The 26,745-nt window shown below is 64.0% G+C and carries 21 protein-coding genes; 18 read left to right on the top strand and 3 right to left on the bottom strand.

What is annotated here, in order from left to right:
* Positions 1 to 31 precede the first annotated feature (31 nt).
* On the bottom strand, positions 32 to 1,366 hold the full coding sequence (locus ACO550_RS15490; RefSeq protein ID WP_315592427.1) for a HAMP domain-containing sensor histidine kinase: 1,335 nt from the start codon (positions 1,364 to 1,366) through the stop codon (positions 32 to 34).
* A 4-nt stretch (positions 1,367 to 1,370) separates the two neighbouring features.
* On the bottom strand, positions 1,371 to 2,078 hold the full coding sequence (locus ACO550_RS15485) for a response regulator (protein WP_315592426.1): 708 nt from the start codon (positions 2,076 to 2,078) through the stop codon (positions 1,371 to 1,373).
* Between the two features lie 239 nt (positions 2,079 to 2,317).
* On the opposite strand from ACO550_RS15485, the gene ACO550_RS15480 reads away from it, so the two are divergent.
* From ACO550_RS15480 to ACO550_RS15445, 8 genes are all read left to right on the top strand, one after another.
* Positions 2,318 to 3,544 carry an efflux RND transporter periplasmic adaptor subunit gene (locus tag ACO550_RS15480; protein WP_315592425.1) on the top strand — a complete coding sequence of 409 codons (1,227 nt, stop codon included), beginning with the start codon at positions 2,318 to 2,320 and terminating at the stop codon, positions 3,542 to 3,544.
* 2 nt (positions 3,545 to 3,546) lie between these two features.
* Positions 3,547 to 6,696, top strand: coding sequence for an efflux RND transporter permease subunit (locus tag ACO550_RS15475; RefSeq protein WP_315592424.1), 3,150 nt, complete (start codon positions 3,547 to 3,549; stop codon positions 6,694 to 6,696).
* 4 nt (positions 6,697 to 6,700) lie between these two features.
* The gene (locus ACO550_RS15470; protein ID WP_315592423.1) at positions 6,701 to 8,119 is read left to right on the top strand and encodes an efflux transporter outer membrane subunit; all 1,419 of its coding nucleotides are present in this window, start codon (positions 6,701 to 6,703) and stop codon (positions 8,117 to 8,119) included.
* Between the two features lie 52 nt (positions 8,120 to 8,171).
* On the top strand, positions 8,172 to 9,515 hold the full coding sequence (locus ACO550_RS15465; protein ID WP_315592422.1) for a nitrate- and nitrite sensing domain-containing protein: 1,344 nt from the start codon (positions 8,172 to 8,174) through the stop codon (positions 9,513 to 9,515).
* A gap of 220 nt (positions 9,516 to 9,735) precedes the next feature.
* Positions 9,736 to 10,548, top strand: a complete 813-nt coding sequence (locus tag ACO550_RS15460; RefSeq protein ID WP_315592421.1) for a formate/nitrite transporter family protein — start codon at positions 9,736 to 9,738, stop codon at positions 10,546 to 10,548.
* Positions 10,549 to 10,560: 12 nt separating this feature from the next.
* On the top strand, positions 10,561 to 12,297 hold the full coding sequence (locus tag ACO550_RS15455) for a bifunctional protein-serine/threonine kinase/phosphatase (protein WP_315592420.1): 1,737 nt from the start codon (positions 10,561 to 10,563) through the stop codon (positions 12,295 to 12,297).
* Positions 12,298 to 12,641: 344 nt separating this feature from the next.
* Positions 12,642 to 13,124, top strand: a complete 483-nt coding sequence (locus tag ACO550_RS15450; protein ID WP_315592419.1) for a tripartite tricarboxylate transporter TctB family protein — start codon at positions 12,642 to 12,644, stop codon at positions 13,122 to 13,124.
* A gap of 5 nt (positions 13,125 to 13,129) precedes the next feature.
* Positions 13,130 to 14,674, top strand: coding sequence for a tripartite tricarboxylate transporter permease (locus ACO550_RS15445; protein ID WP_315592418.1), 1,545 nt, complete (start codon positions 13,130 to 13,132; stop codon positions 14,672 to 14,674).
* Between the two features lie 14 nt (positions 14,675 to 14,688).
* Here ACO550_RS15445 and ACO550_RS15440 read toward each other — a convergent pair whose 3' ends face one another.
* The gene (locus ACO550_RS15440; protein ID WP_315592417.1) at positions 14,689 to 15,618 is read right to left on the bottom strand and encodes a hypothetical protein; all 930 of its coding nucleotides are present in this window, start codon (positions 15,616 to 15,618) and stop codon (positions 14,689 to 14,691) included.
* Between the two features lie 228 nt (positions 15,619 to 15,846).
* Between ACO550_RS15440 and ACO550_RS15435 the strand changes: the two genes are divergently transcribed.
* The 10 genes from ACO550_RS15435 to ACO550_RS15390 all read left to right on the top strand — a co-directional run bounded on the left by ACO550_RS15435 (position 15,847) and on the right by ACO550_RS15390 (position 26,735).
* Complete coding sequence (locus ACO550_RS15435; protein ID WP_485994897.1) at positions 15,847 to 17,283, top strand: DUF3300 domain-containing protein; 1,437 nt, start codon at positions 15,847 to 15,849, stop codon at positions 17,281 to 17,283.
* Between the two features lie 35 nt (positions 17,284 to 17,318).
* Positions 17,319 to 18,251, top strand: a complete 933-nt coding sequence (locus ACO550_RS15430; protein WP_315592415.1) for a DUF2950 family protein — start codon at positions 17,319 to 17,321, stop codon at positions 18,249 to 18,251.
* A 390-nt stretch (positions 18,252 to 18,641) separates the two neighbouring features.
* Positions 18,642 to 19,208, top strand: a complete 567-nt coding sequence (locus ACO550_RS15425; RefSeq protein WP_315592414.1) for a BPSL1445 family SYLF domain-containing lipoprotein — start codon at positions 18,642 to 18,644, stop codon at positions 19,206 to 19,208.
* Between the two features lie 19 nt (positions 19,209 to 19,227).
* The gene (locus tag ACO550_RS15420; RefSeq protein WP_315592413.1) at positions 19,228 to 20,121 is read left to right on the top strand and encodes a sensor histidine kinase; all 894 of its coding nucleotides are present in this window, start codon (positions 19,228 to 19,230) and stop codon (positions 20,119 to 20,121) included.
* A 6-nt stretch (positions 20,122 to 20,127) separates the two neighbouring features.
* On the top strand, positions 20,128 to 20,751 hold the full coding sequence (locus tag ACO550_RS15415; protein WP_315592412.1) for a response regulator transcription factor: 624 nt from the start codon (positions 20,128 to 20,130) through the stop codon (positions 20,749 to 20,751).
* Between the two features lie 132 nt (positions 20,752 to 20,883).
* Positions 20,884 to 21,234 (top strand): response regulator transcription factor, encoded by a 351-nt coding sequence (locus ACO550_RS15410; protein WP_485994896.1) that lies wholly within the window; start codon positions 20,884 to 20,886, stop codon positions 21,232 to 21,234.
* Between the two features lie 127 nt (positions 21,235 to 21,361).
* Positions 21,362 to 21,616, top strand: coding sequence for an RNA-binding protein (locus ACO550_RS15405; protein ID WP_315592410.1), 255 nt, complete (start codon positions 21,362 to 21,364; stop codon positions 21,614 to 21,616).
* Positions 21,617 to 21,670: 54 nt separating this feature from the next.
* Positions 21,671 to 22,906 carry an efflux RND transporter periplasmic adaptor subunit gene (locus tag ACO550_RS15400; protein ID WP_315592409.1) on the top strand — a complete coding sequence of 412 codons (1,236 nt, stop codon included), beginning with the start codon at positions 21,671 to 21,673 and terminating at the stop codon, positions 22,904 to 22,906.
* Positions 22,903 to 26,076, top strand: coding sequence for a multidrug efflux RND transporter permease subunit (locus ACO550_RS15395; RefSeq protein ID WP_315592408.1), 3,174 nt, complete (start codon positions 22,903 to 22,905; stop codon positions 26,074 to 26,076). Before ACO550_RS15400 ends, ACO550_RS15395 begins: the two co-directional genes overlap by 4 nt.
* Positions 26,077 to 26,144: 68 nt before the next feature.
* Entirely contained in the window at positions 26,145 to 26,735 is a 591-nt protein-coding gene (locus ACO550_RS15390) for a hypothetical protein (protein ID WP_315592470.1), read from the top strand.
* The last annotated feature ends 10 nt before the right edge of the window (positions 26,736 to 26,745 follow it).

The following is a 26,745-nucleotide window of genomic DNA, read 5'->3' as shown; positions in this document are numbered from 1 at the left end:
GACCCGCTATGGTACTCGCCCGGCGGGTGCTTCAAGCCGGACCGATGTCCGCCGGCAGCTCGATGCAGACTTCAAGGCCGCCGTCTGGCCGGTTTGCTGCCCTTGCCGTGCCACCATGGGCGGCAATCGCACGCTGTGCGATCGACAGTCCCAGACCGAAGCCGCCCTTGTTGGCCTGTGCCTGCACGAACGGCTCGAACATGGTCTGCAGCAGTTCCGGCGGCACCCCGGGGCCCTGATCGGCAACGCTGATCCGGTACGCTGGCCGGGCCGTGTCGGCTTCGAACCGGACCACGACTTCCTGTCCCGATGCGGATACATGCAGCGCGTTGCGGACCACGTTCTCGACCGCGCGCCGAATCAGTTCCAGATTGCCATGCATCGGTGCTTCGCCATTGGCTGCGGCGTCGAAGCGGATACGCACGCCGCGGTGCGAGCCTTCGAAATCGGCATCGGCGGCCACGGCTTCGCAAAGTGCCCGCAAATCGAAATGATCCGCCGCGGACTGGCTGCCGTATTCGATGCGTGACAACGTCAGCAGGCCAGACACGAGCTCGTTCAGACGCGCTGCTTCGCGTTCGATCCGGTTCAGCGATTGTCCGATCCGGGTGGGATCCTGTCGCGCGAGTCCCGCGGCAACATGCAGGCGAGCCAGCGGCGAGCGCAGTTCGTGCGAGACGTCGTGCAGCAGCCGTTCGCGGCCTTCCATCAACTGCGCAATCCGTGCCGCCATGGCATCGAAATCGCGTGACAGCTCGGCAATTTCGTCGTGGCGACCCTGCACATCGGCCGCGGTGCGTACCGCGAGATCACCGGCGCCGAAGCGGTCGAACGCGCGGCGCAGGCGCTGCAGTGGCGCGGTCAGGTACCAGGCCAGTGCAATGCTGTAGAGCAGGCCGCAGAGCCCGTAGAGCACGATGACCGGGGCGGGTGGTCCGGTATCGCGCGGCAGCCGGCTCAATACATCGGGCGGGGTATAGCTGATCTGCCATAGCTGGCCATCCGGGCTGCGCACCGCGTCGCCAGCCTCGGTGGCTGACGCGGCGGCGTGCGACCACGTCAATGTGCCCTGGCCACCCAGCTCGTGCCGGAACCGCTCGATAGCGGGCTGGCCGCCCGATTCCATCAGCGCCCTGGCTGCGGCAAGCGTCGTATGGGACGACGCAATTTGTACCTCGTGAATCAACTGCACATGCGGCGCGTCGTTGCGCAACACCGAGAACCACAGCCAGAGCCCGACGGATACGGCCGTGACGGTCAGGCAGAAGCCGATCAGGATCTTCCAGAACAGGCCGCCCATGGAGCCGATAGGTGACAGGGGTGCAAAGGGCGACACGGGCATCGGCGTCGGAGTTTTCATCGTCATCGGTTCAGTCTGCCTGTTGTGCATCGAGCCGGTAGCCGAAGCCCCAGACGGTGGCGATCATCGACTCGGGCGCGCCGGCGGCTGTCAGCTTCTGGCGTAGATTGCCCACATGCACGTCGAGGCTGCGGTCGTACTGCATCCGCGGGCGGCCCAGCACCTGCACCGACAGATCGTCCTTGGACACCGCACGATCGACATTGCGTACCAGGTATTCGAGCAGATTGAATTCGGTCACGGTAAGGTCCAGCGCCTGCGAGCCCGTGTGCGCCGAGGCAACGAACGCAGTCCGTTGCGACGGGACGATCGTGACCGGCCCTGCCGCCAGTTCGTCCACGCGCTCGGCGTTGACACCGCCCTGCGTGCGCCGCAACACCGCGCGTAGCCGGGCCACCAGTTCGCGGGGGTAGCAGGGCTTGGGCACATAGTCGTCGGCACCCAGTTCCAATCCGATCACGCGGTCGATGTCGCTGCCCTTGGCGGTCAGCATGATCACGGGCACGGTGCTTCGGGTGCGGATCGTGCGCAGTACGTCGATGCCGCTGATGCGGGGCAGCATGATATCGAGCAGCACCGCGACAAAGCGGCCCGAGGTCGCCAGATCCGCGCCGGCTTCGCCGTTTGCGCAGGCGGTGACGGCAAAGCCTTCTCCTGCCAGGTATTCGCCCAGCATCTCGCACAGCTCCGCATCGTCGTCTATCAGCAGGATTTCCACGCCTTTTCCGTTTTTTCGTGTCCCTTCTGCCGCATTATCGGTGATCTCCACCGCCGCTCAAGCGCGGATCGGCCGGCTTTACAGGTTCTTTACGAATTCCTTTGCGGTTGCTTACCCCTGCGCGCGAGGCCGCTCGCGACAATGACCACATGCCAATTACCCGCAAACCGGGGTCGCCTCCCGATCACATTGGGGATCAACTTGGAGGCGCGGTGACGCGGGTTACAGGAAAGGGATTCATGACAACAGCAAGCAATCACGCACCACGCGCACCACGCGCAGTACCGCTGGCGGCTGCGGCGTTGGCCGCCGTGGTGTTGCTGGCCGGATGCAACGGTAATCACGACGCGGCACCGGCCGTTGCGGCGCCCGAGGTGGGCTTCGTTACCATCCAGCCCGCCAGCACCGCCTTGATGACCGAGTTGCCGGGCCGGGTCTCGGCGTCGCTGGTGGCCGAGGTGCGGCCGCAGGTCGGCGGCATCGTGCAGAAGCGGCTGTTCACCGAGGGCAACACGGTCAAGGCCGGCGATGTGCTTTACCAGATCGACGCCGCTTCCTATCAGGCCGCCTATGACAATGCGCGCGGCGCGGTGGCCAAGTCGCGTGCCTCGCTCGCGGCGGCCAAACTCAAGGCGCAGCGTTACCACGAACTGCTCGAGATCCAGGGCGTGAGCCAGCAGGACTACGACGACGCCAAGGCTTCGCTCGAAGCGTATGAGGCCGAGGTCATCGCCAACGAGGCCACGCTGCAGAGCGCCCGCATCGATCTGCAGCGCACGCGCATCACGTCGCCGATCGCGGGCCAGATCGGCAAGTCCGCCGTGACGGCCGGTGCGCTGGTCACGGCCAGCCAGACCACGGCGCTGGCCACGGTGCAGCAGCTCGATACGGTGTATGTCGACGTGGTGCAATCCAGTGCCGAGCTGCTGCGCCTGCGCAGCCGCCTGGCGGATGGTTCGGTACAGCACGGGGGAGCCGATGTCAGGCTGGTGCTGGAAGACGGTACGACCTATGCGCAGACCGGCAAGCTCCAGTTCACCGACGTGTCGGTGGAGCAGACCACGGGCGCGGTTACGCTGCGTGCCACATTCGCGAACCCCGATCACAAGCTGCTGCCCGGCATGTATGTGCGCGCGGTGTTGCAGGAGGGCGTCGACGACAAGGCGCTGCTGGTGCCGCAGAAGGGTGTGAGCCGCGACGCCAAGGGCAACCCCACCGTGATGGTGCTCGATCGCGACAACCGCATCCAGGTACGTCAGGTCAACACGAGCCGCAGCGAAGGCGGCAACTGGGTGATTGCAGCCGGAATCGGCGCGGGTGATCGCGTGGTCGTGGACGGCCTGCAGAAAGTGCGCGAAGGCATGACCGTCACGCCGGTTGCAACCGTCAGTGCCGACGCACCACGCCCGGCCTCGGCCGTGGTCGCGGCAACTCCGGCGCGTGAAGCCGCGGGGAGGGCACAGTAACGATGTCGCGCTTCTTTATCGACCGCCCCATCTTTGCATGGGTGATCGCCATCGTGATCATGCTGGCTGGCGTGCTGTCCATCCGCACGCTGCCGGTGGCCCAGTATCCAGATATCGCGCTGCCGTCGGTCAGCATTGCGGCCACCTACCCCGGTGCCTCGGCCAAGACCATCGAGGATAGCGTCACGCAGGTCGTCGAGCAGAAGATGAAAGGTATCGACAACCTGCGCTATATGTCATCGTCGAGCGATTCGGCTGGCAATGCCTCGATCCGCCTGACGTTCAACGCCGGCACCGACCCCGATATTGCGCAGGTGCAGGTACAGAACAAGCTGCAGCTGGCCATGTCGCTGTTGCCCACCACGGTGCAGCAGCTTGGCGTGTCGGTGACCAAGTCGTCGAGCAACTTCCTGCTGATCGTCGGCTTCGTTTCCGAAGACGGCAAGATGTCGCAGGCCGACCTGTCGAACTATGCGGTATCGAGCATCCAGGATCCGATCAGCCGCGTGGACGGCGTCGGCGATGTGCAGGTGTTCGGCGCGCAGTACGCCATGCGGATCTGGCTGGACCCGGACAAGCTGCGCAGCTACAAGCTGGTGCCCGCCGATATCAAGACGGCCATCGAAGCGCAGAACACCCAGGTGTCGGCCGGCCAGATCGGTGGTGCGCCGTCGGTGGCAGGGCAACAGCTCAACGCTACCGTGACGGCACAGAGCCGCTTGCAGACGCCCGCGGAGTTCGAAGCCATCCTGCTCAAGACCACGACCGATGGCGCATCCGTGCATTTGCGCGATGTGGCGAAGGTCGAGATTGGCAGCGAGAGCTACGACTCGACGTCGCGCTACAACGGCAAGCCGGCCACCGGGCTGGGCATCAAGCTGGCCACCGGCGCCAATGCGCTCAGCACCGCGAATGCGGTCAAGGCCAAGATCAGTGAACTGTCGGCATCGCTGCCGGCAGGCGTCAAGGCGGTCTATCCGTATGACACCACGCCATTCGTGACGCTGTCGATCCATGAGGTCGTGAAGACGCTGCTCGAAGCCATCGTGCTGGTCTTCCTGGTCATGTATGTGTTCCTGCAGAACTTCCGCGCCACGCTGATCCCCACCATTGCGGTACCGGTGGTGCTGCTCGGTACGTTCGGCGTGCTTGCGGCGCTCGGTTTCTCGATCAATACCTTGACAATGTTCGGCGTGGTGCTGGCCATCGGCCTGCTGGTCGACGATGCCATCGTGGTGGTCGAGAATGTCGAGCGTGTGATGGCCGAGGATGGCTTGCCGCCCAAGGCGGCCACGCGCAAGTCGATGTCGCAGATCACGGGCGCGCTGATCGGCATCGCCCTGGTGCTCTCGGCGGTGTTCGTGCCGATGGCGTTCTTCGGCGGCTCCACCGGCGTGATCTATCGGCAGTTCTCGGTGACGATCGTCTCGGCGATGGCATTGTCGGTGGTGGTGGCGATGGTGCTGACACCGGCGCTGTGCGCCACGCTGCTCAAGCCGCACCAGCCCGGCCATGCGCCGGCATCGCGTGGGCTGCTGGGTTGGTTCAACCGGACTTTCGACCGCGGTGCCGTACGTTACGAGGGCGCCGTGCGCGGCATGCTGGGACGCCGCCGCCGATACCTTGCGCTGTATGCGGCGCTGGGCATCGTGATGGCATTGCTGCTGGCGCGTCTGCCCGGATCGTTCCTGCCAGAGGAAGACCAGGGCATCCTGATGACGCAGGTGCAACTGCCAGCCGGTGCCACGCAGGCCCGCACGCTGGAAGTGATCCGGCAGGTGGAGCAGTACTACCTGGTGCAGGAGAAGGACGCCGTGCAATCCGCCTTCGCGGTGGTGGGTTTCAGCTTTGGCGGTAACGGCCAGAACACGGCGATGATCTTTGCGCAGCTCAAGGACTGGAGCGTGCGCGACAAGCCGTCGCTGCGCGCCGCCGCGATTGCCGCGCGGGCACGCGGTGCGTTCGCGAAGATCCGTGAAGCCAATGTATTCCCGATGGTGCCGCCTGCCGTGATGGGCATGGGCAATTCAACGGGGTTTGACCTGGAACTGAAGGACAACGGCGGCCTGGGGCACGACAAGCTGATGGCCGCGCGCGACGCGTTGCTGGCCGCCGCCGCAAAGGACCCGGCCCTGGTAGCCGTGCGCCCGAACGGCCAGGATGACACCCCGCAGGTCAGCCTGCATATCGATCATGCCAAGGCCGGCGCGCTGGGTATCAGCGTGGCCGACATCAACGACGTGCTGTCCACGGCATGGGGTGGTGCATATGTGAACGACTTCCTGCACCAGGGGCGCGTCAAGAAGGTCTATGTGCAGGGCATGGCGTCGAGCCGCATGATGCCCGAGGACATCGACCACTGGTATGTGCGCAATGCCGATGGCGACATGGTGCCGTTCTCGTCGTTCGCTACCGCATCGTGGACGCAGGGGCCACCACGGCTGGAGCGCTACAACGGCGTGTCGTCGGTCGAGGTGGTCGGCGAGGCCGCGCCGGGCAGGAGTTCGGGCGAGGCCATGAGTGCAATCGAGCGCATCTTGCAAACGCTGCCTGACGGCATTGGCCACGAGTGGACCGGCTTGTCCGACCAGGAGCGGTTGTCAGGCTCGCAGGCGCCGGCCTTGTATGCGGTATCGGTGCTGTTCGTATTCCTGTGCCTGGCCGCGCTCTATGAGAGCTGGTCGATTCCGTTCTCGGTGATGCTGGTGGTACCACTTGGCATCCTTGGGGCCTTGGTGGCTGCGACGCTGCGCGGGCTCGACAACGATATCTATTTCCAGGTGGGGCTGTTGACCACGATCGGCCTGTCGGCCAAGAACGCCATCCTGATCGTGGAGTTCGCGAAGCAGTTGTACGGGCAGGGGATCGATCTGACCAGCGCCACTTTGCAGGCGGTGCGCATGCGCTTGCGCCCGATCCTGATGACATCGTTCGCGTTCATCCTTGGCGTGTTGCCGCTGGCCATCAGCACCGGTGCCGGTGCAGGCAGCCAGAACGCACTGGGTACTGGCGTGGCAGGCGGGATGCTGGCCGCCACGTTGCTGGGCATTTTCTACGCGCCGCTGTTCTTCCACACGATTACCGCGGCCATGGCGCGCCGCAAGCCGGCACCCGACGCAACGCTCGCGCTGGAATCCGGCGGCAAGGACTAAGGACATGACGTATCGACTTCACCTGGGAGCGCTTGCACTGGCGTGCGCGACCGCACTGGCTGGCTGCGGCACGATGGCCCCGACCTACCAACGGCCGGACATTGCCACGCCGACCGCATGGCCCACCGGCGATTCGTATGCCAAGGCGTCGAGCGATACCCGGCCCGCCGATCTGCCGTGGCGGGATGCCTTTACCGATGCCACGCTGCAGCGGTTGATTGCGCTGGCACTCGACAACAACCGCGACCTGCGCGTGAGTCTGCTCAATGTCGAGAAGGCACGCGCGCAATATCAGGTCAACCGCGCGGCACTGTTCCCGACCCTCAACGCCACCGCGGATGAGTCGGCGGCCCGCACGCCGGCGTCTTATTCGGGAGCGACCTCGGCCGCTACGACGCACCAGTACAGTGTTGGCGTGGGTGCCGCCAGCTATGAGCTGGACCTGTTTGGCAGGGTGCGCAGCCTGCGCGACCAGGCGCTGCAAACCTATCTTGGAACCGAGGAAGCGCGGCGCGCGGCGCAGATCACGCTGGTGTCGGAAGTTGCCACCGCGTATCTGACGTGGAGCAGCGACGTCACGCTGCGCAAGCTGGCGCAGGATACGCTGGACGCGCAACGTGGCACGTATGCCATCACCAAGCGCAGTTTCGAACTGGGTGCTGCATCGGCGTTGGACCTCAAGCAGGCCCAGACCAGCGTGGACAGCGCCCGTGTGGATGTGGCGCGCTACACGGCGCAGGTGGCGCAGGACCGCAACGCGCTGGCACTGTTGCTGGGAACCACGATTCCCGATGACATCGCGCCGATGGCCGACCTGACGGCGGGCGTGGTCCGCGAGGTGTCGGCAGGAATTTCCTCCGACGCGCTGCTGGACCGTCCCGACGTACGCGAAGCCGAGCACACGCTGCGGGCCGCCAATGCCAATATCGGCGCGGCGCGCGCGGCGCTGTTTCCGCGCATCACGCTGACCGCCAGCGCCGGCACTGCCAGCGGCGAGTTGTCCGGACTGTTCAAGGCCGGCTCGGGCGCATGGGCATTCGCGCCCTCGGTCAGCTTGCCGTTGTTCGATGGCGGGGCGAACCGCGCCAACCTCGATGCCGCAAAGGTCAGCGAGCGCATCGAAGTGGCCAACTATCAAAAGGCCATCCAGACCGCCTTCAAGGAAGTCGCCGATGCGCTGGCCACCCGCGGCACCATCGACGAACGGCTGGCCGCGCAACAGTCGCTGACGGATGCCTACCAGGCAACCTATGACCTGTCGCTGGCGCGCTATCGCAAGGGAGTGGACAGTTACCTCAACGTGCTGGTGGCACAACGGTCGCTGTACGCCGCCCAGCAAGACCTGGTCACGCTGCGGCTGACGTGGCAGGACAACCTGGTGACGCTATACCGCGTACTGGGCGGCGGCGCCGACGGGGTCTAGTCTTTAAGTATCCCAGTGGCATGCCGACCATGGCACAAAGATTGCAGGAAAGATGCATCCCCCGCATTTCCTGTCCACGATGTCCCTGTCCGCCTCGCAACTCGTTCTCCACGCCAAGCAACTCGAAATCGAGGCCGTGCGCCTGATGGCCAGCCGCGTGGAACTGGCGGATCTGATCGGCCAGTTGATTCACGCGTTGCAGCGTGAGCGGGGTGCGAGCAGCGCTTTCCTTGCGTCGCACGGCCAGCGGCTTGCCGCGGAGCGCGAGTCGGCCATGGCCGAGGCCATGCGCATCGAGTTGCACCTTGGCGAGAGCTTTGCCAGGCAACTGGAGCCGGGGCAGAAAGGCAGTGCCGCCATGGTGTCACTGATGGCCTGGGTGCAGTTGGACCTGGCCACGCTCACGGCACTGCGGGCCAGCATCGGACTTTGCCAGACCACCGCGTATGAGGCCGTGGCCGCGTTCAGTCGCCTGATCGCGGCGCTGCTGGAACTGATCTTCCATCTGGCCGACGTAGCCATGTATCCGGGCATCTCGCGGCCGCTGGTGGCATTTGTATACCTGGTGCAAGGCAAGGAAGCCGCCGGTCAGGAGCGGGCGGTGGGCGCCCAGATGTTTGCGTCGGGCGGCTGCACGGAAATCCAGCAGCAGCGTGTACTGCATCTGGTCGACGCGCAGAAGCGCAGTTTCCAGGTGCTCGAGAAGTTTGCCGACGCTCCGCTGCTTGCTGCGTGGCGACGTCAGGCGCTCAGCGAAGACGTAGTTGCCCTGGAGCAGATGCGTCGCACCTTGCTGACCGCGCAGCCCGGCGGCGCGCTCGATACCGAGTCCAGCGAAACATGGTTCGAGGTCTGCAGCAAGGTGATTGCCGGTATGTGGACGCTACAGATGCAACTCGTCAAAAGCTTGCGAGCGGCCTGCGAGGCGGAAATCGCATCGTCGCAGGCGGACCTGCAGGATTCCGCGGGGCTGTTGCGTCGCTTGCTGGACAATCCGCCCCCGCATACCCATGCGGTCGAACGGTTCTTCGATGCCGAGGGGCACCCGGACGCAGCGCCGGTATTGCCCGGCATGCCCGACGGTTCGAATGCGCCAGGCAGTGTCGACGCCGCCACGGTGTCATCGCTGAAGGGCTTGCTGGAGCAGCAATCGACGCGCCTGGCCCGCACCGAGGTGGAACTCGATGCCGCGCGGCGCGCGTTGGCCGAGCGCAAGGTCATCGAGCGCGCCAAGAACGCGCTGATGGCGCGTACCGGACTTGGCGAGGAAGCCGCGTTCCGCGTCTTGCAGAAAGCCGCGATGGACAACAATCGCCGCCTCATCGATATCGCTGAAGCCACGCTGGCGTTGCCCGAGATTGCAGCGCCAGCGCCGGGACCATCGCACCAGGATTGACTGCGTATTGTGCTTTGCACCAAAAGCGGGCTTGATTTGCACCGTGAAAGGGGCGGGCGGCGTGGCGAGGGCGGCCAGACCTCGGGCATGGATCGTGCGAGAAGATCAGGAACCAGGATAACGACGTCCTCCCCGTGCGGCATGCCCGTTTGTGCCGCGCAGGGAACGACGTCGTTTTTTTTCGTCCGTCCAACGAAGAAAACATTGAGGAACCTTCCCCATGGCCTATCTCGCCCCTGCCGAGTTCGTGACCAAGATGGTCGATGCCGGAGAGTCGAAGCTGCTGATGTCGACGCGCGACACGCTGATCCGCTCGTATATGGCTGGTGCCATTCTTGCGCTATCCGCGGCATTCGCCGTGACCATCACCGTGAACACCGGCAATGCGCTGGTCGGCGCGCTGCTGTTCCCGGTGGGCTTCTGCATGCTGTACCTGCTGGGCTTCGACCTGCTGACCGGCGTGTTCACCCTGGCGCCGCTGGCCGTGATGGACCGGCGCCCGGGCGCCACCTGGGGCGGCGTGATGCGCAACTGGGGCCTGGTTTTCTGCGGCAACTTCGCCGGCGCCATCACCGTGGCACTCTTCATGGCCATCATCTTCACCTTCGGCTTTTCCGAGGCGCCCAATATCGTTGGGCAAAAGATCGGCCATATTGGTGAAGGCCGCACGGTTGGCTACGCGGCGCACGGCGCGGCGGGCATGCTGACGCTGTTCATCCGCGCCGTGATGTGCAACTGGATGGTATCCACGGGCGTGGTGGCCGCGATGATGTCGACCTCGGTATCGGGCAAGGTCATTGGCATGTGGATGCCGATCATGCTGTTCTTCTACATGGGCTTCGAGCATTCGATCGTGAACATGTTCCTGTTCCCGTCGGGCCTGATGCTGGGCGGCAACTTCACGATCATGGACTACCTGATCTGGAACGAGATCCCGACCGTGCTGGGCAATGTGGTGGGCGGCCTGACGTTCGTTGGCGCGACGCTGTACAGCACGCACTACAAGACGGCGCCCAAGCGCGCGGTGGGCTGATCCTGTCCTGCCATGAGCGGCGGGCTCGATGTCAGCATAGGCCAGCACTCGGAGGCGGGCCGCAAACCTGTCAACCAGGATTTCCATGGCGCGACGCTGCCCGCCGGGCAGCAGCGCATCCACAAGGGCATCGCGCTGGCGCTGGCCGACGGCATCAGCACCAGCGCGGTAAGCCAGGTGGCCAGCGCGGCGGCCGTACGGACGTTCCTGGAAGACTATTACTGCACATCCGACGCCTGGACCGTGCGGCGCGCGGCGCAGCGCGTGCTGGCCGCGACCAACTCATGGCTGTATGCGCAGACCCGGCGTAGTGACGCCCGCTTCGACCGCGACCGCGGCTACGTCTGCACGTTCAGTGCGCTGATCTTCAAGGCCAGGGAAGCCCATCTGCTGCACGTTGGCGATGCGCGTGTCTACCGGCTGCATCCCCACAAACTCGAACAACTGACCGACGATCATCGCGTGCATGTATCGGCGTCGGAGTCGTACCTGGGCCGTGCGCTGGGAGCCGGGTCGTCCATCGAGATCGACTATCGGTCCTGGGGCGTCGAAGCCGGCGAGGTCTACCTCCTGGCTACCGATGGTGCCTATGAGCACCTGGAAGCCGGCGATGTCCACCATGCGCTGGCCGCTTGCGACGGCGACCTGAACCGCGCCGCGCAAGCGCTGGTGCAGACCGCGCTGGAGCGTGGCAGCCCTGACAACGCGACGCTGCAGATCGCGCGGGTCGACGGGCTGCCGGCCCCCGATGCACAGCGCACGCTCGCACAAGCGGCGCAACTCGCGCTGCCGCCGCCGCTGGTGCCGCGCATGCGCTTCGAAGGCTATACGGTGGTCAGGGAACTGCATGCCAGTGCGCGCAGCCATGTGCACCTGGCGGTCGACGACAGCAACGGACGGTTCGTGGTGCTGAAGACGCCGGCGGTTGACCGCCACCATGATGCCGCGCACCTCGATGGTTTCCTGCTTGAAGAATGGGTAGCCCGTCGCATCGACAACCAGCACGTACTCCGGCCCTATGAGGTCGAGCGTCCGCGCAGTCATCTGTTCGTGGCGATGGAGTACGTGGAGGGGCAGACGCTCGCGCAATGGATGATCGATCATCCATTGCCGGACCTCGATGCCGTACGCGTGATCGTGGCGCAACTGGCGAGCGGGCTGCAGGCGTTCCACCGGCGCGAGATGCTGCATCAGGACCTGCGGCCCGAGAACGTGATGATCGACCGGTCGGGAACCGTCAAGATCATGGACTTCGGAACCGTCCACGTGGCGGGACTCGCCGAAGGCACGCGCGATGCGCGGGCCAGCGCGCCAGTGGGCACCTTGCAATACGCCGCGCCCGAGTATTTCGTCGGGGACGGTGGCAGCGCGGCGTCAGACCTGTATTCGCTGGCAACGCTGGCATACCAGATGCTGACGGGGAAGCTGCCGTACGGATTGCAGGTGACCCAGGTGCGCGACCGCGCCGACCTGCGGCGCCTGCGCTATGTGCCGCTGCGCGAGCGACGCCCCGAACTGCCGGCATGGGTCGATGATGCATTGCGCAAGGCCTTGCATCCCAATCCCGCCCAGCGGCACGAGGCCTTGTCGGAGTTCGTCGAGGCGCTGCGCCGGCCGGACCAGGCGTTCTGGCAGCGCCAGACGCCGCCGCTACTGGAACGCAACCCGCTGCGCTTCTGGCAGGCGCTGGTTCTGCTGCTCGGCATTTCGGTGGTTGTACTGCTTGGACTGCGTGTGATGGGCGTGTAGCACGCGCGCATCCCTCAAGCGTGGATGGCCGCGTGAATGAGCGGGTGGATTGTGTCTGAATGCATCAGACATGCAGGCGCAAGGGATCTTGTCTGTCTTTTCAGGGATTTCCCCCGGTTTTTCCGCTGCAGAATCCAATGCATCACAACGTGATGTAAAACGTAAGGAAAATGCAAGGCGCATGAAAGGCCCTTGGAAGACGTCGTTTGTAGAGTCCCTCTGACCCGATAGTGCGGGGCAACGGAGGAGACACCGATGTTTGATCGACGTACAGGCACTTGCCAGTGGATGGCGCATCGTGCCGCATCGCAGCCTGCGCTGCATCGCCACGGGAGGACTGACCAATGAGCCAGACTCACCGTTTCAAGAAAGACTACTACGGCGGCGCGCTGATGGTGCTGGTCGGGTTGGCCGCGGTGGCGGCGGGCCTGCAGTACCACACCGGCACCCTCAGCCATATGGGGCCGGGCTTCTTTCCGGTTTCCGTTGGTGCGTTGCTGGCCTTCGTGGGGGTGCTGATTGCTGTTTCCGCGCGTGGCGAACCGGCGGCGCAACCGCCATCGGCAGGCCACGGACACAGCCATAAAGCGCCCGACCTGCGTGGCACGGTCTGCATCGTGCTGGGCACGCTCTCATTCCTTCTGTTCGGCAAGTACGGCGGCATGATCCCCGCTACCTTCGCCATCGTTTTCATTTCGGCACTTGGTGACCGCAGCAACAGCATCAAGCAGGCAATTTGCCTGGCAATTGCGATGTGCGTGATCGCGGCAGTGGTGTTCTCGTGGTTGCTGCAGTTGCAGTTGCCGCTGTTTGCCTGGGGAGCGTAAGTATCATGGTTTCAAGTGCCTTGCATGATCTCTGGTTCGGCTTTGGCGTAGCCTTCCAGGGGTCCAACCTGATGTGGTCGTTTTTTGGCGTTCTGGTCGGCAACCTGATTGGCGTGCTGCCCGGCATGGGCGCGCTGTCGGCCATTTCCATCCTGCTGCCGCTGACCTACGTGATGCACCCGGTGCCGGCAATCCTGATGCTGGCCGGCATCTTCTATGGTTCGCAGTACGGCGGCGCGATTGGCGCCATCCTGCTGAACCTGCCGTCGCATCCGCCGCACGCGGTGACCTGTCTCGACGGGTATCCGATGACGCGTGCCGGCAAGGGCGGCACCGCACTCGGCATCACCATGATCTGCTCGTTCTTTGCCGCGTCGGTGGGCATCCTGGTGATGATCTTCGCGTCGCCACTGCTGACCGCCATCGCGTTCAAGTTCGGGCCGGCCGAGATCTTCTCGATCATGCTGCTGGGCTTGCTGGCCGGGTCGACGATGTCGCGCGGATCGCCGCTCAAGGGCGTGGCCATGACGCTGTTCGGCCTGCTGTGCGGCGTGGTGGGTACCGACGTCAACACCGGTACGTTCCGCTTCGCGCTGGGCATTCCCGAACTCAGCGATGGCCTGGAACTGGTGGCCATCGCGATGGGCCTGTTCGGTGTGGCGGACTTCATCCTGAACGTGAATCGCATGACGGCGGTGACCAGCAACGCCAAGCTGCGCATCCGCGATATGCGTCCGAGCCTGGCGGAGTTGAAGGAGGCCTTCTGGCCGATGGTGCGCGGCACCGGCGTGGGTACGCTGTTCGGGGCCATGCCGGGCACCGGCCCGACCATCACGACCTTCGTGGCGTATGCGCTGGAACGCAAGATCTCGAAGACACCGGAGAAATTCGGCACGGGCATGATCGCGGGCGTGGCATCGCCGGAAGCATCGTCGCACTCGAAGACGCAGGTGGACTTTATCCCGACCATGAGTCTGGGCATTCCGGGCGATGCGGTGATGGCGCTGATCCTGGGAGCGCTGATGATCCAGGGCATCGCCCCGGGACCTCAGCTGATCAGCGATCATCCGGACATCTTCTGGGGCCTGATTGCCAGCTTCTGGATTGGCAACGTGATCCTGATGATCCTGAACGTGCCAATGATCGGGGTCTGGGTCAAGCTGCTGCAGGTGCCATACCGCTATCTGTTCCCGTCCGCGATGTTCTTTATTGCGGTGGGCGTGTTCAGTACGCAGAGCAGCCTGTTCCAGATCTGGGAAGTGCTGGCGTTCGGCCTGATTGGCGCGTTGCTGATGTGCCTGGAATTCTCTGTGGCGCCAATCCTGCTCGGCTTTGTGCTGGGACCGATGGTGGAAGAAAACTTCCGTCGGGCATTGCTGTTGTCGCGCGGCGATATGTCGGTGTTTATCGACCGTCCGATCAGCTGCACGTTCGTGGTGATCTCCGCCTTGCTGGTGGCAGGTGTGACATGGTCGGCGTGGCGCGGTCGCAGCGGCAAGAAGCAGCCTGCGTTTGAAGTGCCCGAGACCGAACTGGCGGTCAACGAGTAACGCGAAAGCTCCGTTCAGAAGCTTGCCGCGAGGCCAAGCGAAACGCCTGACACGTTGTTGCCGAACACGTAGCGCACCACCGCGCGTACGCGAGAGACGAACACCTCGTGGGCACTGGTATCGAGTTCCAGTCCCAGGCCCAGCGTGGTCAGGTAGTTGAAGCCGAGCGCGCCGGCCTGTGCGCCAAGGTAATGCGAATGGGATAGCTCCAGGACATAGCGTACCGGCCGGTCGAGTGCGTAGAGACCGGTCGGCGCGCGCCAGCGTGCATACAGGTTGGCGGTTTGCGCGGTGGCGGTTCCTTGTACTGCATCCGACGATCCGCCAAAGCTCTGCAAGTGGATATGCGTATAGCGCAGTTCCACGTCGATATCGTGCTCCGGGCGATAGTGTTCCCAGTCGAGCATCAGCGATCCGCCTAGTCCATACGCGTTAAGCGAGCCGCCGTCGAGGAAGTTGATCGTACGGTCGGTCTTGCGATTGACAAAACCCTGTGCCAGCCGCAAGTCGCTGGAGACGTTGCCAAGAGAGGCATTGAGGATCGGCCGGATCACCAGCTCCCGGTCCTCGGTCAATGGAAAGTCCCAGCCAATGCCGATGGTGCCTGTCACCGTGTTCCAGCGCGTGGGTATCGCGCGCGAATCGGTGCCGTTCGATGCCACGAAGGTCGGGTCGTAGCGGCTATAGGCGATCGCGCCCTCCAGATAGAGCGGAAACGACTTGCTGATCGTGAATCCGCCACCGAGCTGCGACATGATGATGCCGGGGTTTGCAGTTTGCGTGTCGCTGATCGACAGTGAGCTCGACGCCAGGTCAGGTACCACGGAGAAGCTCATCAGCGTCAGTACCGCATTGGCCTGACGCTGCACTGCGGGACCGAACAGTACCTGGAAATCCGGCGTGCCCTGCGCGCAGGCAGGTACAGCGCCAGTCGACAGCAGCATGGCGCACAGGCATGCCCGGCAGGCAATGCGGGTTCCTGATGATGTCACGCGGCCCATGGGGTCGGCCGGGGCTACCGGTAGCGGTCTGCAATGCTGGCTAGCGTACGCGCGCGGGACGCAGGCGCGTATTGGACCAAGGTTCCATTGCGGGTAATGCATCCGCCATCTATATGTTCTGCAGGATGCCGGCGAGGGGAGGCAGCCGGCACCATTTGCGGGAGGGGCGCCATGATGGCTGTTAGCGTGCGTCGCATGCGATGCATCGGAGTCTGGATGCTTGCCTGTTTCCTGTTCGGAATCGGCAACGCCATGGCGCAGTCCGCGCCGAGCCAGGCACCGACCTTCAAGCCGGAAGAAATCGAGGCGCTGGTAGCTCCCATTGCGCTCTACCCGGACTCCGTGCTGTCGCAGGTACTGATGGCGTCGACCTATCCGCTGGAGATCGTGCAGGCGGCGCGCTGGCTGAAAGCCAATCCGAATCTCAAGGGCGATGCCGCGGTCAAGGCAGTACAGGACCAGCCTTGGGATGTCAGCGTGAAGTCGCTGGTAGCGTTTCCGCAGGCTCTGGAGCCGATGAACGACAAGCTCGACTGGACCCAGAAGCTTGGCGACGCATTCCTGGCGCAGGAGAAAGACGTGTTGGCCGCGGTCCAACGGTTGCGCGCCAAGGCCCAGCAGTCGGGCAACCTCAAGTCGAACGAGCAGCAGAAGGTGGTGGTCCAGCCTCCGGCGCAGGGGTCGACCACCCAGCAGACCATCGTCATTGAACCGGCCAATCCGCAGGTAATCTACGTGCCGGCGTACAACCCGACCGTGGTCTATGGCAGCTGGGGCTATCCGTCGTATCCGCCATATTACTGGCCGCCCTATCCGGCGTACTACCCGGGCGCCGCGCTGATGACCGGCCTGGCGTGGGGCGTTGGCCTGGCCGCGGCGGGCGCCATCTTCGGGAACTGCAACTGGGGCGGTGGCGACGTGAATATCAATGTCAATCGTGCCACCAATATTGACCGTAACTTCGACCGCACCAAGGTGGAAGGCGGCAAGTGGAAGCACGATGCATCGCACCGCAAGGGTGTGGCCTACCGGGACAACGCCACGCGCGAGAAATTCGGCAACAACGTTGGTGGCGCGGATCGTCGTAACGATTTCCGTGGGCGCGAGGGTGCCGGCGACCGTGGCGACAACCGCGGCGGCGACCGTGCGGGTGATCGTGCGGGTGACCGCGCAGGGGATCGGGCCGGGGATCGTGCAGGGGACCGCTCCGCAGACCGTGCCGGCAATCGCGGCGGTGATCGCGCCGGTGATCGCAGCGCTGGCGGTGCTGCAGACCGCTCGGGCGACCGCCTGGGTACCGAGCGCGGTGGCGCCGACCGTGCCGGGGTGAGCGACCGCTCTGCTGGTGGCGCAGACCGCGGTGGTGGTGCCAGTCGCACCAACTACGGTGGCGGGCGTGACAATGCGTTCCAGGGCGTTGGCGGCGGTGGAGGCGCGTCGCAACGCGATTTCGATCGCGGGCGTGCCAGCTCGAGCGGTGGGGGCTTTGGCGGAGGACATGGCGCGGCGCAGCGCGGCGGTGGTGGCGGAGGTGGCTTCGGCGGCGGTGGTGGTGGCCGTGGCGGCGGTGGCTTCGGTGGCGGCGGAGGCCGTGGTGGACGTCGGTAAGCGGGCGGGCGTGATGACAAGGGAAGGTGACTGGCATGCTGACAGCTAAATCGCGGATACGCATCGCACGCGCTGTCCTGCCGCTCGCGCTATGCGCTGGACTGGTCTCGGCCGCGCGGGCGCAGAAGACGTTCGACACGCCCGAGGCTGCCATGAATGCATTTGGCGATGCCGTGGCCACCAGCAACGACACGGCAATCGATGCACTGCTGGGACCGTCGGCGCGGCGTATGGTCCCACCGCTGGGAGCGGATCTGCGTTACCGGTTCCTGGCCGCGTGGAGCCAGTCGCATGGCGTCAAGACGCAGGACGACGGCCATGCCCGTATTGCCGTGGGCAACGATGGCTGGACGTTACCCATACCATTGGTGAAGTCCAATGGGCGATGGCATTTCGATACTGCGGCGGGTATCACCGAAATCCGGCTGCGGCGCATTGGCAGGAACGAACTGTCGACCATCCAGACCATGCTTGCCATCTACGATGCGCAACATGAATACGCGCTCGGCAATCACGAGGGCAATGGCCTGCTGGTTTATGCGCGCAAACTGGTCAGCTCGCCAGGCAAGCAGGACGGACTCTATTGGCCGACCCGACCCGGTGAAGCGGAAAGCCCGCTAGGGCCCGCATTTATCAATGCGGTAGGCCAGCACATGACCACGGACGGCTATAACGGCTATCGCTACAAACTGCTGACTTCGCAAGGCGCGGCCGCGCCCGGCGGTAAATATACCTATCTGGTCAATGGCAAGCTGTTCGGTGGATTCGCCGTGCTGGCGTGGCCTGTGCGCTATGGCGACAGCGGCATCAAGAGCTTCATGGTCAGCCACGATGGCCAGGTTTACGAGCGCGATCTGGGGCGCGACACCGGGGCACGCGCCGCGGCGATCGATACGTTCGACCCGGGTCCGGGCTGGAACAAGGTGTCCGCCGACCTGCAGCAACCGCTCGCGGCGGATGCACGATAGGCTGTCGGATTGCAAATATTGCACGTTGCGCAAGTATCGCGATCTGCGCATTGCGAAATTAAGCAATCAGATAAGAATGGCGCTTTGGACCGATAGGCGGCCGATTTGCGGCCGATAAACGCGATATGCAATTTTCAACGCGATTTATTTTTTTGAACTTCGGGAAGTAAAGATTGCAATCATTAAGACACCGACCTAACTTGGTATGGCACCAACCATCGTACCAATCATCAACGAAATAGAAGAAGACTCAGTCGCATTTGCGTGGGGTAAGCGCACAGGGACGCCTTATCGAGAAATGCCGCCGCGCGTCATCGATTTGTCGCGCGCTGCAAGCTCGTATTAGCGCCAACTCCCTTGGCCTGCTCCCGCACGCCCAGGGAGACCATCATGAATCGACGGCTGTTCATGTTCCTGCCTTCGCTGGCACTGGCGCCAGCGCTGATTGCCTGCACCACCAATACTTCCGGCAGCGATGCGGCAGCCAAGCGACGTGAAATCGACGCAGGCGTGGACGGCACGCTGAGCAAGCTGTTTGCTTCCGCCAGCTCTGCACAGTCGCTCACGCAGCAGGCCAAGGGCGTGCTGGTGTTCCCGAAGATCCTGGCGGGCGGCTTTATCGTAGGCGCGGAATACGGCGAGGGGGCGCTGCGCGTGAACAACGCGTCGGTGGCGTACTACCGGACCACCACGGCATCGTTTGGCCTGCTGGCCGGCGCCCAGTCGAAGGCGCTGGTCATGCTGTTCATGACCGACGATGCGCTCAAGAAATTCCAGGACAGCAAGGGCTGGACCGCGGGCGTGGATGGATCGGTGGCGCTTGCCACGATTGGCGCCAATGGCCAGATCGATACCAATACCGCGCGCGCGCCGATCATTGCCTTCGTGCTGACCAATGCCGGCATCATGGCCAACCTTTCGCTGGAAGGTACCAAGATCGGCAAGCTCGATATCTGAATCGCGCTGCCACGCTGTCATGAAATGGATTCCCATGCTGCTGGCGGGCATGTCGATCGGCTTCACGCTGGCCACGCTGTTCAGGTCCGGCACCGGCCGGCGACATGCTAACGATGTCGCGACGCGCGTAGCCAATGCAAGTCCGTTGCCTGATATCGCCAGCCGCCCCGGCATGGCGGAGCTGGCCGGATCGCTGGCGCACGAACTCAACCAGCCGTTGACCGCGATCACCAGCAATGCGCAGGCAGCGCGCGAGTACCTGATGTCGGGCAGGCTCGAGCAGGCGGAGATCCGCGAAATCCTCGACGACATCGTGAACGATGCCTCGCGCGCCAGCGATATCGTGCGCGGCGTGCGTGCGTTGATACGCGGCGAGGCGCCGCGCTGCGTGCCGTTCCATATCGGGGACGTGATAACGCGGGCACTGGAACTGGTGCAGGACAACGCCAAGGCTCGCGGCGCCACGGTACATGGCATGGCTGATCCGTTGCTGCCGCGCGTAGTGGGCGATCCGATCGAAATCCAGCTGGTATTGCTCAACCTGCTGGTCAATGCGCTCGATGCCGTCGAGGTATCGCAGGCAACTGGTGAACGGAATGTTTCGGTAACGGCAAGGGAAAGGGACGGGTCCATAAGAGTATCGGTGCGAGACAACGGATGCGGTGTGTCCGACGCCGATCTAGGCAACATCTTCCGGCCATTCTATTCATCAAAACCCAATGGGATGGGGCTGGGGCTGTCATTCAGCCGGGCGTTGATGGAGCGTAATGGCGGCCGCATCCTGGCAATCCGGAATGGTGACCAGGGCATGACATTCGAATGCCAGTTGCGTATCGAGGCTTCGGCTTCCGCGCATCATCCGGTGCCGGCAGCGGCCGCCAGCAGGCTGCGCACCGGATCATTCAGGAGGTGAGGCGCCATGCCTGCGACAAAGGTCAATGTCTACATCGTCGACGATGACGATAGTGTGCGCCGCGCGCTGGGCCGGCTACTGGGTGCGCACGGCTACCTCACGGCCGGGTTTGCCTCGGCGCGGCAATTTATCGATGAGGTCGACCTCGAGGGCAGTCCCGGCTGCGCGGTGCTCGATCTGCAGATGCCGGAGATGGATGGCATTGCCCTGCAACAGGCGTTGTGCAGCAGGATTCCGGTCATCATCCTGACCGGCCATGCGGACGTGGCAAAGGCCGTGCAGACCCTGCAGGCAGGTGCCATCGACTTCCTGCAGAAGCCGGTCCCGGATGCGCAACTGCTGCTCGCGGTGGACAGGGCGTGCGAATGCGCGTTGCAGCAGTTTGCACAGGCGCGCGAACTGCGGGACATGCGGCAGAAGGTGGAGCGGCTCACACCGCGCGAACGTGAAGTGCTGGCGTGGATCGTCACGGGATTCCGTAACAAGCAGGTGGCCAGCCAACTCGGCACCGTGGAGAAGACCATCAAGGTGCATCGGGCCCACGTCATGCAGAAGCTGGAAGTCGACTCCCTGCCGGCGCTGGTCCGCATTGCCGACCGCATGGGTATGACCGCCGGACCACGCGCCTGAAACGGCCGCGCGCATCGCGCCACGGCTGGACCATGGGCCAATATCGCCGGTGGCCCGCGTCTCGTAGCCTAGGGTAATACATGCTTACCTTCGGTCCAGCGACGCCTGCGTATGGGAGCTATCGGACAATTCGTGGTGGTTGTCGACGATGACGCATCGGTGGCGCGTGCCATTTCAAGGCTTCTGCGCGCGGCGGGCATCACGGTGGACACGTTTACCAGCGGCATCGACTTTCTCGACCGCATGCATGCGCAGCCGGCCTATCAGCCAGCTTGCGTGATACTGGACGTCTGCATGCCGGGCGTGGATGGACTGGAAGTGCAGCAGCAACTGTCCGGCATTCCGCTGGCGCTGATCTTCATTACGGCACACGACGTGCCCGAGGCGCGTGACAAGGCGTTGTCCGCCGGGGCCATCGGCTATCTGCGCAAGCCGTTCAATGCCACGCAACTGGTCGACCTCGTGCGCAGCGTGATGCCCTAGCCCTTCCGGCGTGGCTTTGGTCCTTGGTCCAATTGCCATTCGGGCCGAAGAAGACACACTGTTAGCAGGACGACTTGCCGACGCCGTGCCGCATGCAAGGCCCGGCAGTCGTAAAGGGGACCGGCATATGACGCTCTTGATGCTTTCCAACCTCCATCCGGACACCACCGAGGACCAGGTCAAGGACTTCGTGACCCGCTATGGCTTTCCACCCTACGACGAATACGAGCGGCAGGAGGGCGACGGCACGCGGCCGTCGGTGACGTTGACATTCCGTACGGTCGACCTAGCGACATTGCAACGGCTTGTACCGCGCATCCATGGTGTGTTCTGGAACGGCCACAAGATCAATGCCCTGATTTTGAGAGAGCGCTTCAGCTAACGTAATTGGCTCCGGCGCGCGGCGGCCGGCTGGAGCGTGGCGGGGAGGGATGCGATGGCTAGCGGTCTGGAAACCCTGGGCAGGCGGTGCGCGTTGCTGGTTCTGGCCGCACTGGCGTTGGGTGGATGCAACAAGCAGGAAGCCAAGGGGCCGGCCGCACCGCCGGTCACCGAAGTAGGGGTGGTCAAGGTGGCATTGCACGACGTGCCGCTGATCTTCGAGTTCGTGGGCGAGACGCAGAGCTCGCAACAGGTGGAAATTCGTGCGCGCGTCAATGGCTTCCTGGAGCAGCGCCTGTACACCGAGGGCTCGCTCGTCAAGGCCGGCGAGGTCATGTTCCGCATGGACCAGAAGCCATTCAGGGCGGCACTCGATGCCGCGCAGGCCGAACTGGCCCAGCAGCAGGCGCGGCTGACCACGGCGCGCGCCAACCTGGGGCGCGTGCGTCCGCTGGCGGCCAGAAACGCGTTGAGCCAGAAGGACCTCGACGATGCCACCGGCAATGAGCAGGCTGCGGCCGCGGCGGTAGAGCAGGCCAAAGCCAATGTGACCAATGCCCGGCTGAACCTCGGCTATACGACAATCTCGGCGCCCGTCAGTGGCCTGTCCAGCTACGCCAAGAAGCAGGTGGGCTCGTATATCGATGCCTCCAACAGTCTGCTCACCTACGTGGCCAAGCTCGACCCGATCTGGGTCAACTTCAGCCTGTCAGAGAACGAGGTGCTGCAGCACCAGTCGCAGACCGCATCCGGTGCGCTGAAGATGCCGGAGCGTGGCGCACTGGAAGTCGAGATCGTGCTGGCGGATGGCAGCGTATATCCGCGGCGCGGCCGCATCGCGTTTGCCGATGCATCGTTCAACTCCGAGACCGGTACCTATCTGGTTCGCGCCGAGTTGCCAAACGCCGAGGGAACGCTGCGACCAGGCCAGTTCGTGCGGGTGCGGCTGATCGGCGCCATGCGCACCAAAGCCATTACCGTGCCGCAGGAAGCCGTGGTGCAGGGCCAGCGCGGCCAGTCGGTCTGGATCGTGGGCAAGGACAACAAGGCCGAGTCGCGTGTGGTCGATGTGGGCGAATGGTCACAAGGCAACTGGGTAATCCGCTCGGGCCTGCGTGAGGGCGACACGGTCATCGTCGACGGGTCGGTGCGCCTGGCACCTGGCGCACCGGTCAAGCCCGTGGATGCCCCGCCACGACAGGCCACGGACGGTCCGCCGCCTGCGGCGCCGGGCACCCAGCCGCCTGCGGGACCAGCCAAGCCTGACGCCGCCAAGGGGACGGCGTCATGAAGCTGTCGCACTTCTTTATCGACCGTCCGATCTTTGCGTCGGTGCTGTCGATCATCATCGTGGTGGGCGGGCTGGTGGCGATGTTCAATCTGCCAGTTGCGCAGTTTCCCGATATCACGCCGCCCAGCATCACGGTTTCCACGACATACCCGGGTGCCAGCTCCGAAGTGGTGGCGCAAAACGTGGCCGCACCGATCGAGCAGCAGGTCAATGGCGCGGACAACATGCTTTACATGTCGTCCACCAGTTCCTCCACTGGCGCGATGACACTGACGACCTACTTCGAGATCGGCACCGACCCGTCACTGGCGCAGGTCGACGTGCAGAATCGCGTCAATCTGGCGTTGCCAACCCTGCCTGATGCGGTGACCCGGCAGGGCGTCACGGTGGAAAAGCGCTCGCAGGCGTTCATGATGGTGATTGCCGTCTACTCGCCCGACAACAGCTACGCGCAAACCTTTGTCGACAACTACACCAGCATCTATATCCTCGACGCGCTCAAGCGGATTCCGGGTGCCAACCAGTCTGCCATCTTTGGCACGCCGGACTATGCAATGCGCATCTGGCTGAAGCCGGATCGCATGGCGCAGCTCAGCATCACGGCCGAGGATGTCAAGAACGCGGTGTCGAACCAGAACGAGCAGTTCTCGGCCGGCCGGATTGGCCAGGCGCCGACCTCGGGGCCGGTCAAGCAGACCTTTCCGGTGACCACCAAGGGCCGCATGACGGAGCCGAAGGAGTTCGAGAACATCATCCTGCGCGCGGCATCGGGCGATGCGGCGCTGGTGCGGCTCAAGGACGTTGGCCGCGCCGAGCTCGGGTCCAAGGACTATTCGCTGCGCAGCCGCTACAAGGGCAAGACCGCCACGTTGCTGGCCGTGTATCAGCAGCCGGGTGCGAATGCGTTGGCCGTGGCACAGGCGGTCAGGAAGTCGCTGGCCGAGGCCAAGAAGACGTTTCCGCCGGGGCTTGAATATGACATCGCGCTCGACACCACCGAGTTCGTGCAGGAATCGATCAACGAGGTGGTGCACACGTTGCGCGACGCGGTGATCCTCGTGATCCTGGTGGTGTACCTGTTCCTGCAGAGCTTCCGGGCCACGCTGGTGCCGATCCTGGCGGTGCCGGTGTCGATTATCGGCACCTTCACGGCCATGGCCGCGTTTGGCTTTTCAGTCAACATGCTTACGCTGTTTGGCATGGTGCTGGCGATCGGTATCGTGGTGGACGATGCCATCGTGGTGATCGAGAACGTCGAGCGGAACATGATGGAATTCCACATGCCGCCCAAGGAGGCCGCCAAGGCCGCCATGGACGAAGTGGGCGGGCCGGTGATCGCCATCGTGCTGGTGTTGCTGGCCGTGTTCATTCCGGTGGCGTTCCTGTCCGGCATCACGGGCCAGCTCTACAAGCAGTTCGCCATTACGCTGGCGGTTTCGGTGCTGCTGTCGGGGGTGGTGGCGCTGACGTTGTCGCCGGCGCTGGCCGCCATCCTGCTCAAGCCGGGCAGCCATGAGAAGAACCGTTTCTTCCGCTGGTTCAACCGCAGTTTCGACCGGCTGGTGGAGGGCTATGGCTCGGTCGTGCAGGCCGTGATCCGGCGCACGGTGATCTCGGTGGCCCTGGTGGCCGCGCTGATCGCGGTCAGTGTGCTGATGTTCGTGCGTATTCCGTCGTCATTCCTGCCGGTGGAAGACCAGGGCTACCTGCTTGGTGCGGTGATCCTGCCCGACGCGGCCAGCCTGGATCGCACGGGAGCACTGTCCGGCCGCGCCGCGGAGTGGTTCGAGAAGCAGCCGGGCGTAAAGTCGGTGGCCGTGCCCGATGGCTTCAGCCTGATCGATTCGCAGAACAAGTCCAACGCGGGCACGCTGTTCATCACGCTCAAGGGCTTCCACGAACGTGGCAAGGGCGAGAGCGCGGCGGACCTGATTGCCAAGGCCAACCAGGAATTCTCGACCTATCGCGAAGGATTGGTGATACCGGTCAATCCCCCTTCGATTCCTGGTCTTGGCACCACCGGTGGCTTCGAGTTCTGGCTACAGAGTACCGGTGACGGCACCTATCAGCAGCTAGAGGAGCGCACGCGCGCGTTCATCGCCAAGGCGCGGCAGCGGCCTGAACTGCGCGGTGTCAGTACCACCATCAATACACGGTCGCGGCAACTGCTGGTGGACCTTGACCGCGAACGCGCCGAAACGCAGGGCGTGCCGGTGGAGCAGGTGTACTCGGCATTGCAGACCATGTTCGGCTCGCTTTATGTCAGCCAGTTTCCCAAGAACAGCCGTTTGTTCCAGGTGATCCTGCAGGCCGAACCCGAGTACCGCTCGCGTCCGGAAGATATCGACAAGGTCTATGTGCGTAATGCGCGTGGCGAGATGGTGCCGATCAAGGCCGTGACGAACTCGCGCTACGTGGCTGGTGCCGACCTGGTGACGCGCTTCAACAATTTCCCGGCCGCCAAGATCACCGGTGACGCGGCACCGGGCTACAGCTCTGGCCAGGCGTTGCAAGCCATGGAAGCGGTAGCCGCGGAAGTACTCGGGGAGGGGTACAGCTTTGCATGGAGTGGGCAGGCCTATGAAGAGAAGAAGGCAGGCTCCACGGCCGCGATGGTATTCGGGTTTGCACTGCTGATGGTGTTCCTGATCCTGGCTGCCCAATATGAAAAGTGGTCGCTGCCGCTTGGGGTGCTGCTGGCCGTGCCGTTCGCGTTGTTCGGGGCACTGGTCGGCATTCTGTTGCGTGGCATGGAGAACGACGTCTATTTCCAGATTGGGCTGACCGTGCTGATTGCACTGGCGGCCAAGAACGCCATCCTGATCTTCGAGTTCGCGGTGGAGATGCGCGTCAAGGAAGGACTGAGTGCCTATGACGCGGCGGTCAAGGCATCCAAGCTGCGCTTGCGGCCGATCATCATGACGTCGCTGGCCTTTATCCTGGGCTGCATTCCGCTGGCGATTGCCAGTGGTGCCTCGGCTGCCAGCCGGCAATCGCTGGGTACCGGCGTGATTGGGGGCATGCTCGGCGCCACGGTGATCGCGATCTTCTTTATCCCGCTGTTCTTCTGGGGGCTCGAGCGCGAAAGCAAGAAGAAGCTGGCGCAGCAGGCCGCCAAGGGCACCGGCCCAGGCGCTGGCCCTGCCGCGCCGAGCGGAGGCAACGCGTGACATGGTGGCTGACGGCACGCGCGAAGACATCGAACGGTTGGTCTGTCATTGACGAGGAGATTGCTATGCTGTTCAAGCGAGTTGTGATTCCCGTGGCGTTGCTGTGCTGGCTGCCAACCATGACATATGCGCAGCAGCCAGACATGAAGATGGACGTGACGCGTGCCGCGGGTCAGACCACGGCAACCGGTACCGCGACGGTGACGGCAACCATCACCGCCATCGACGCCAAGACGCGCAAGGTAACGCTCAAGACCCAGGCCGGCAAGGTCGTGGACATGAACGTCGGTGATGAGGCGCGCAACTTCGACCAGTTGCGGGTCGGAGACAAGGTCACCGTTGAGTACAACGAGGCGCTGACGGTCAGCCTGAAGAAGGGCAGTGGTGCGGCGACCATGCAGGAACGCGAGATTGCCGAGCGATCCGAGCCAGGCGCCAAGCCCGGTGGCCGGGTCGGGCGCGAGGTCACCGTGGTGGCGCAGGTGGTGGCCGTCAATCAGGATACGCGGACCGTTACCGTCAAGGGACCGCGCGGCCGTACGGTCGATCTGATGGTCGAGGACCCCGAGCAGATGAAAGGCATCAAGAAAGGTGACCGGGTGCAGGCTGTCTATACTGAGGCAGTCGCGGTATCTGTCACGCCGGGAGCCGCCAAATAGGCGGAGTTGT

It is taken from the genome of Cupriavidus sp., assembly GCF_057315035.1.
The sequence above is the reverse complement of the archived record's forward strand: the minus strand, read 5'-3'. Positions and strand labels throughout refer to the sequence as shown.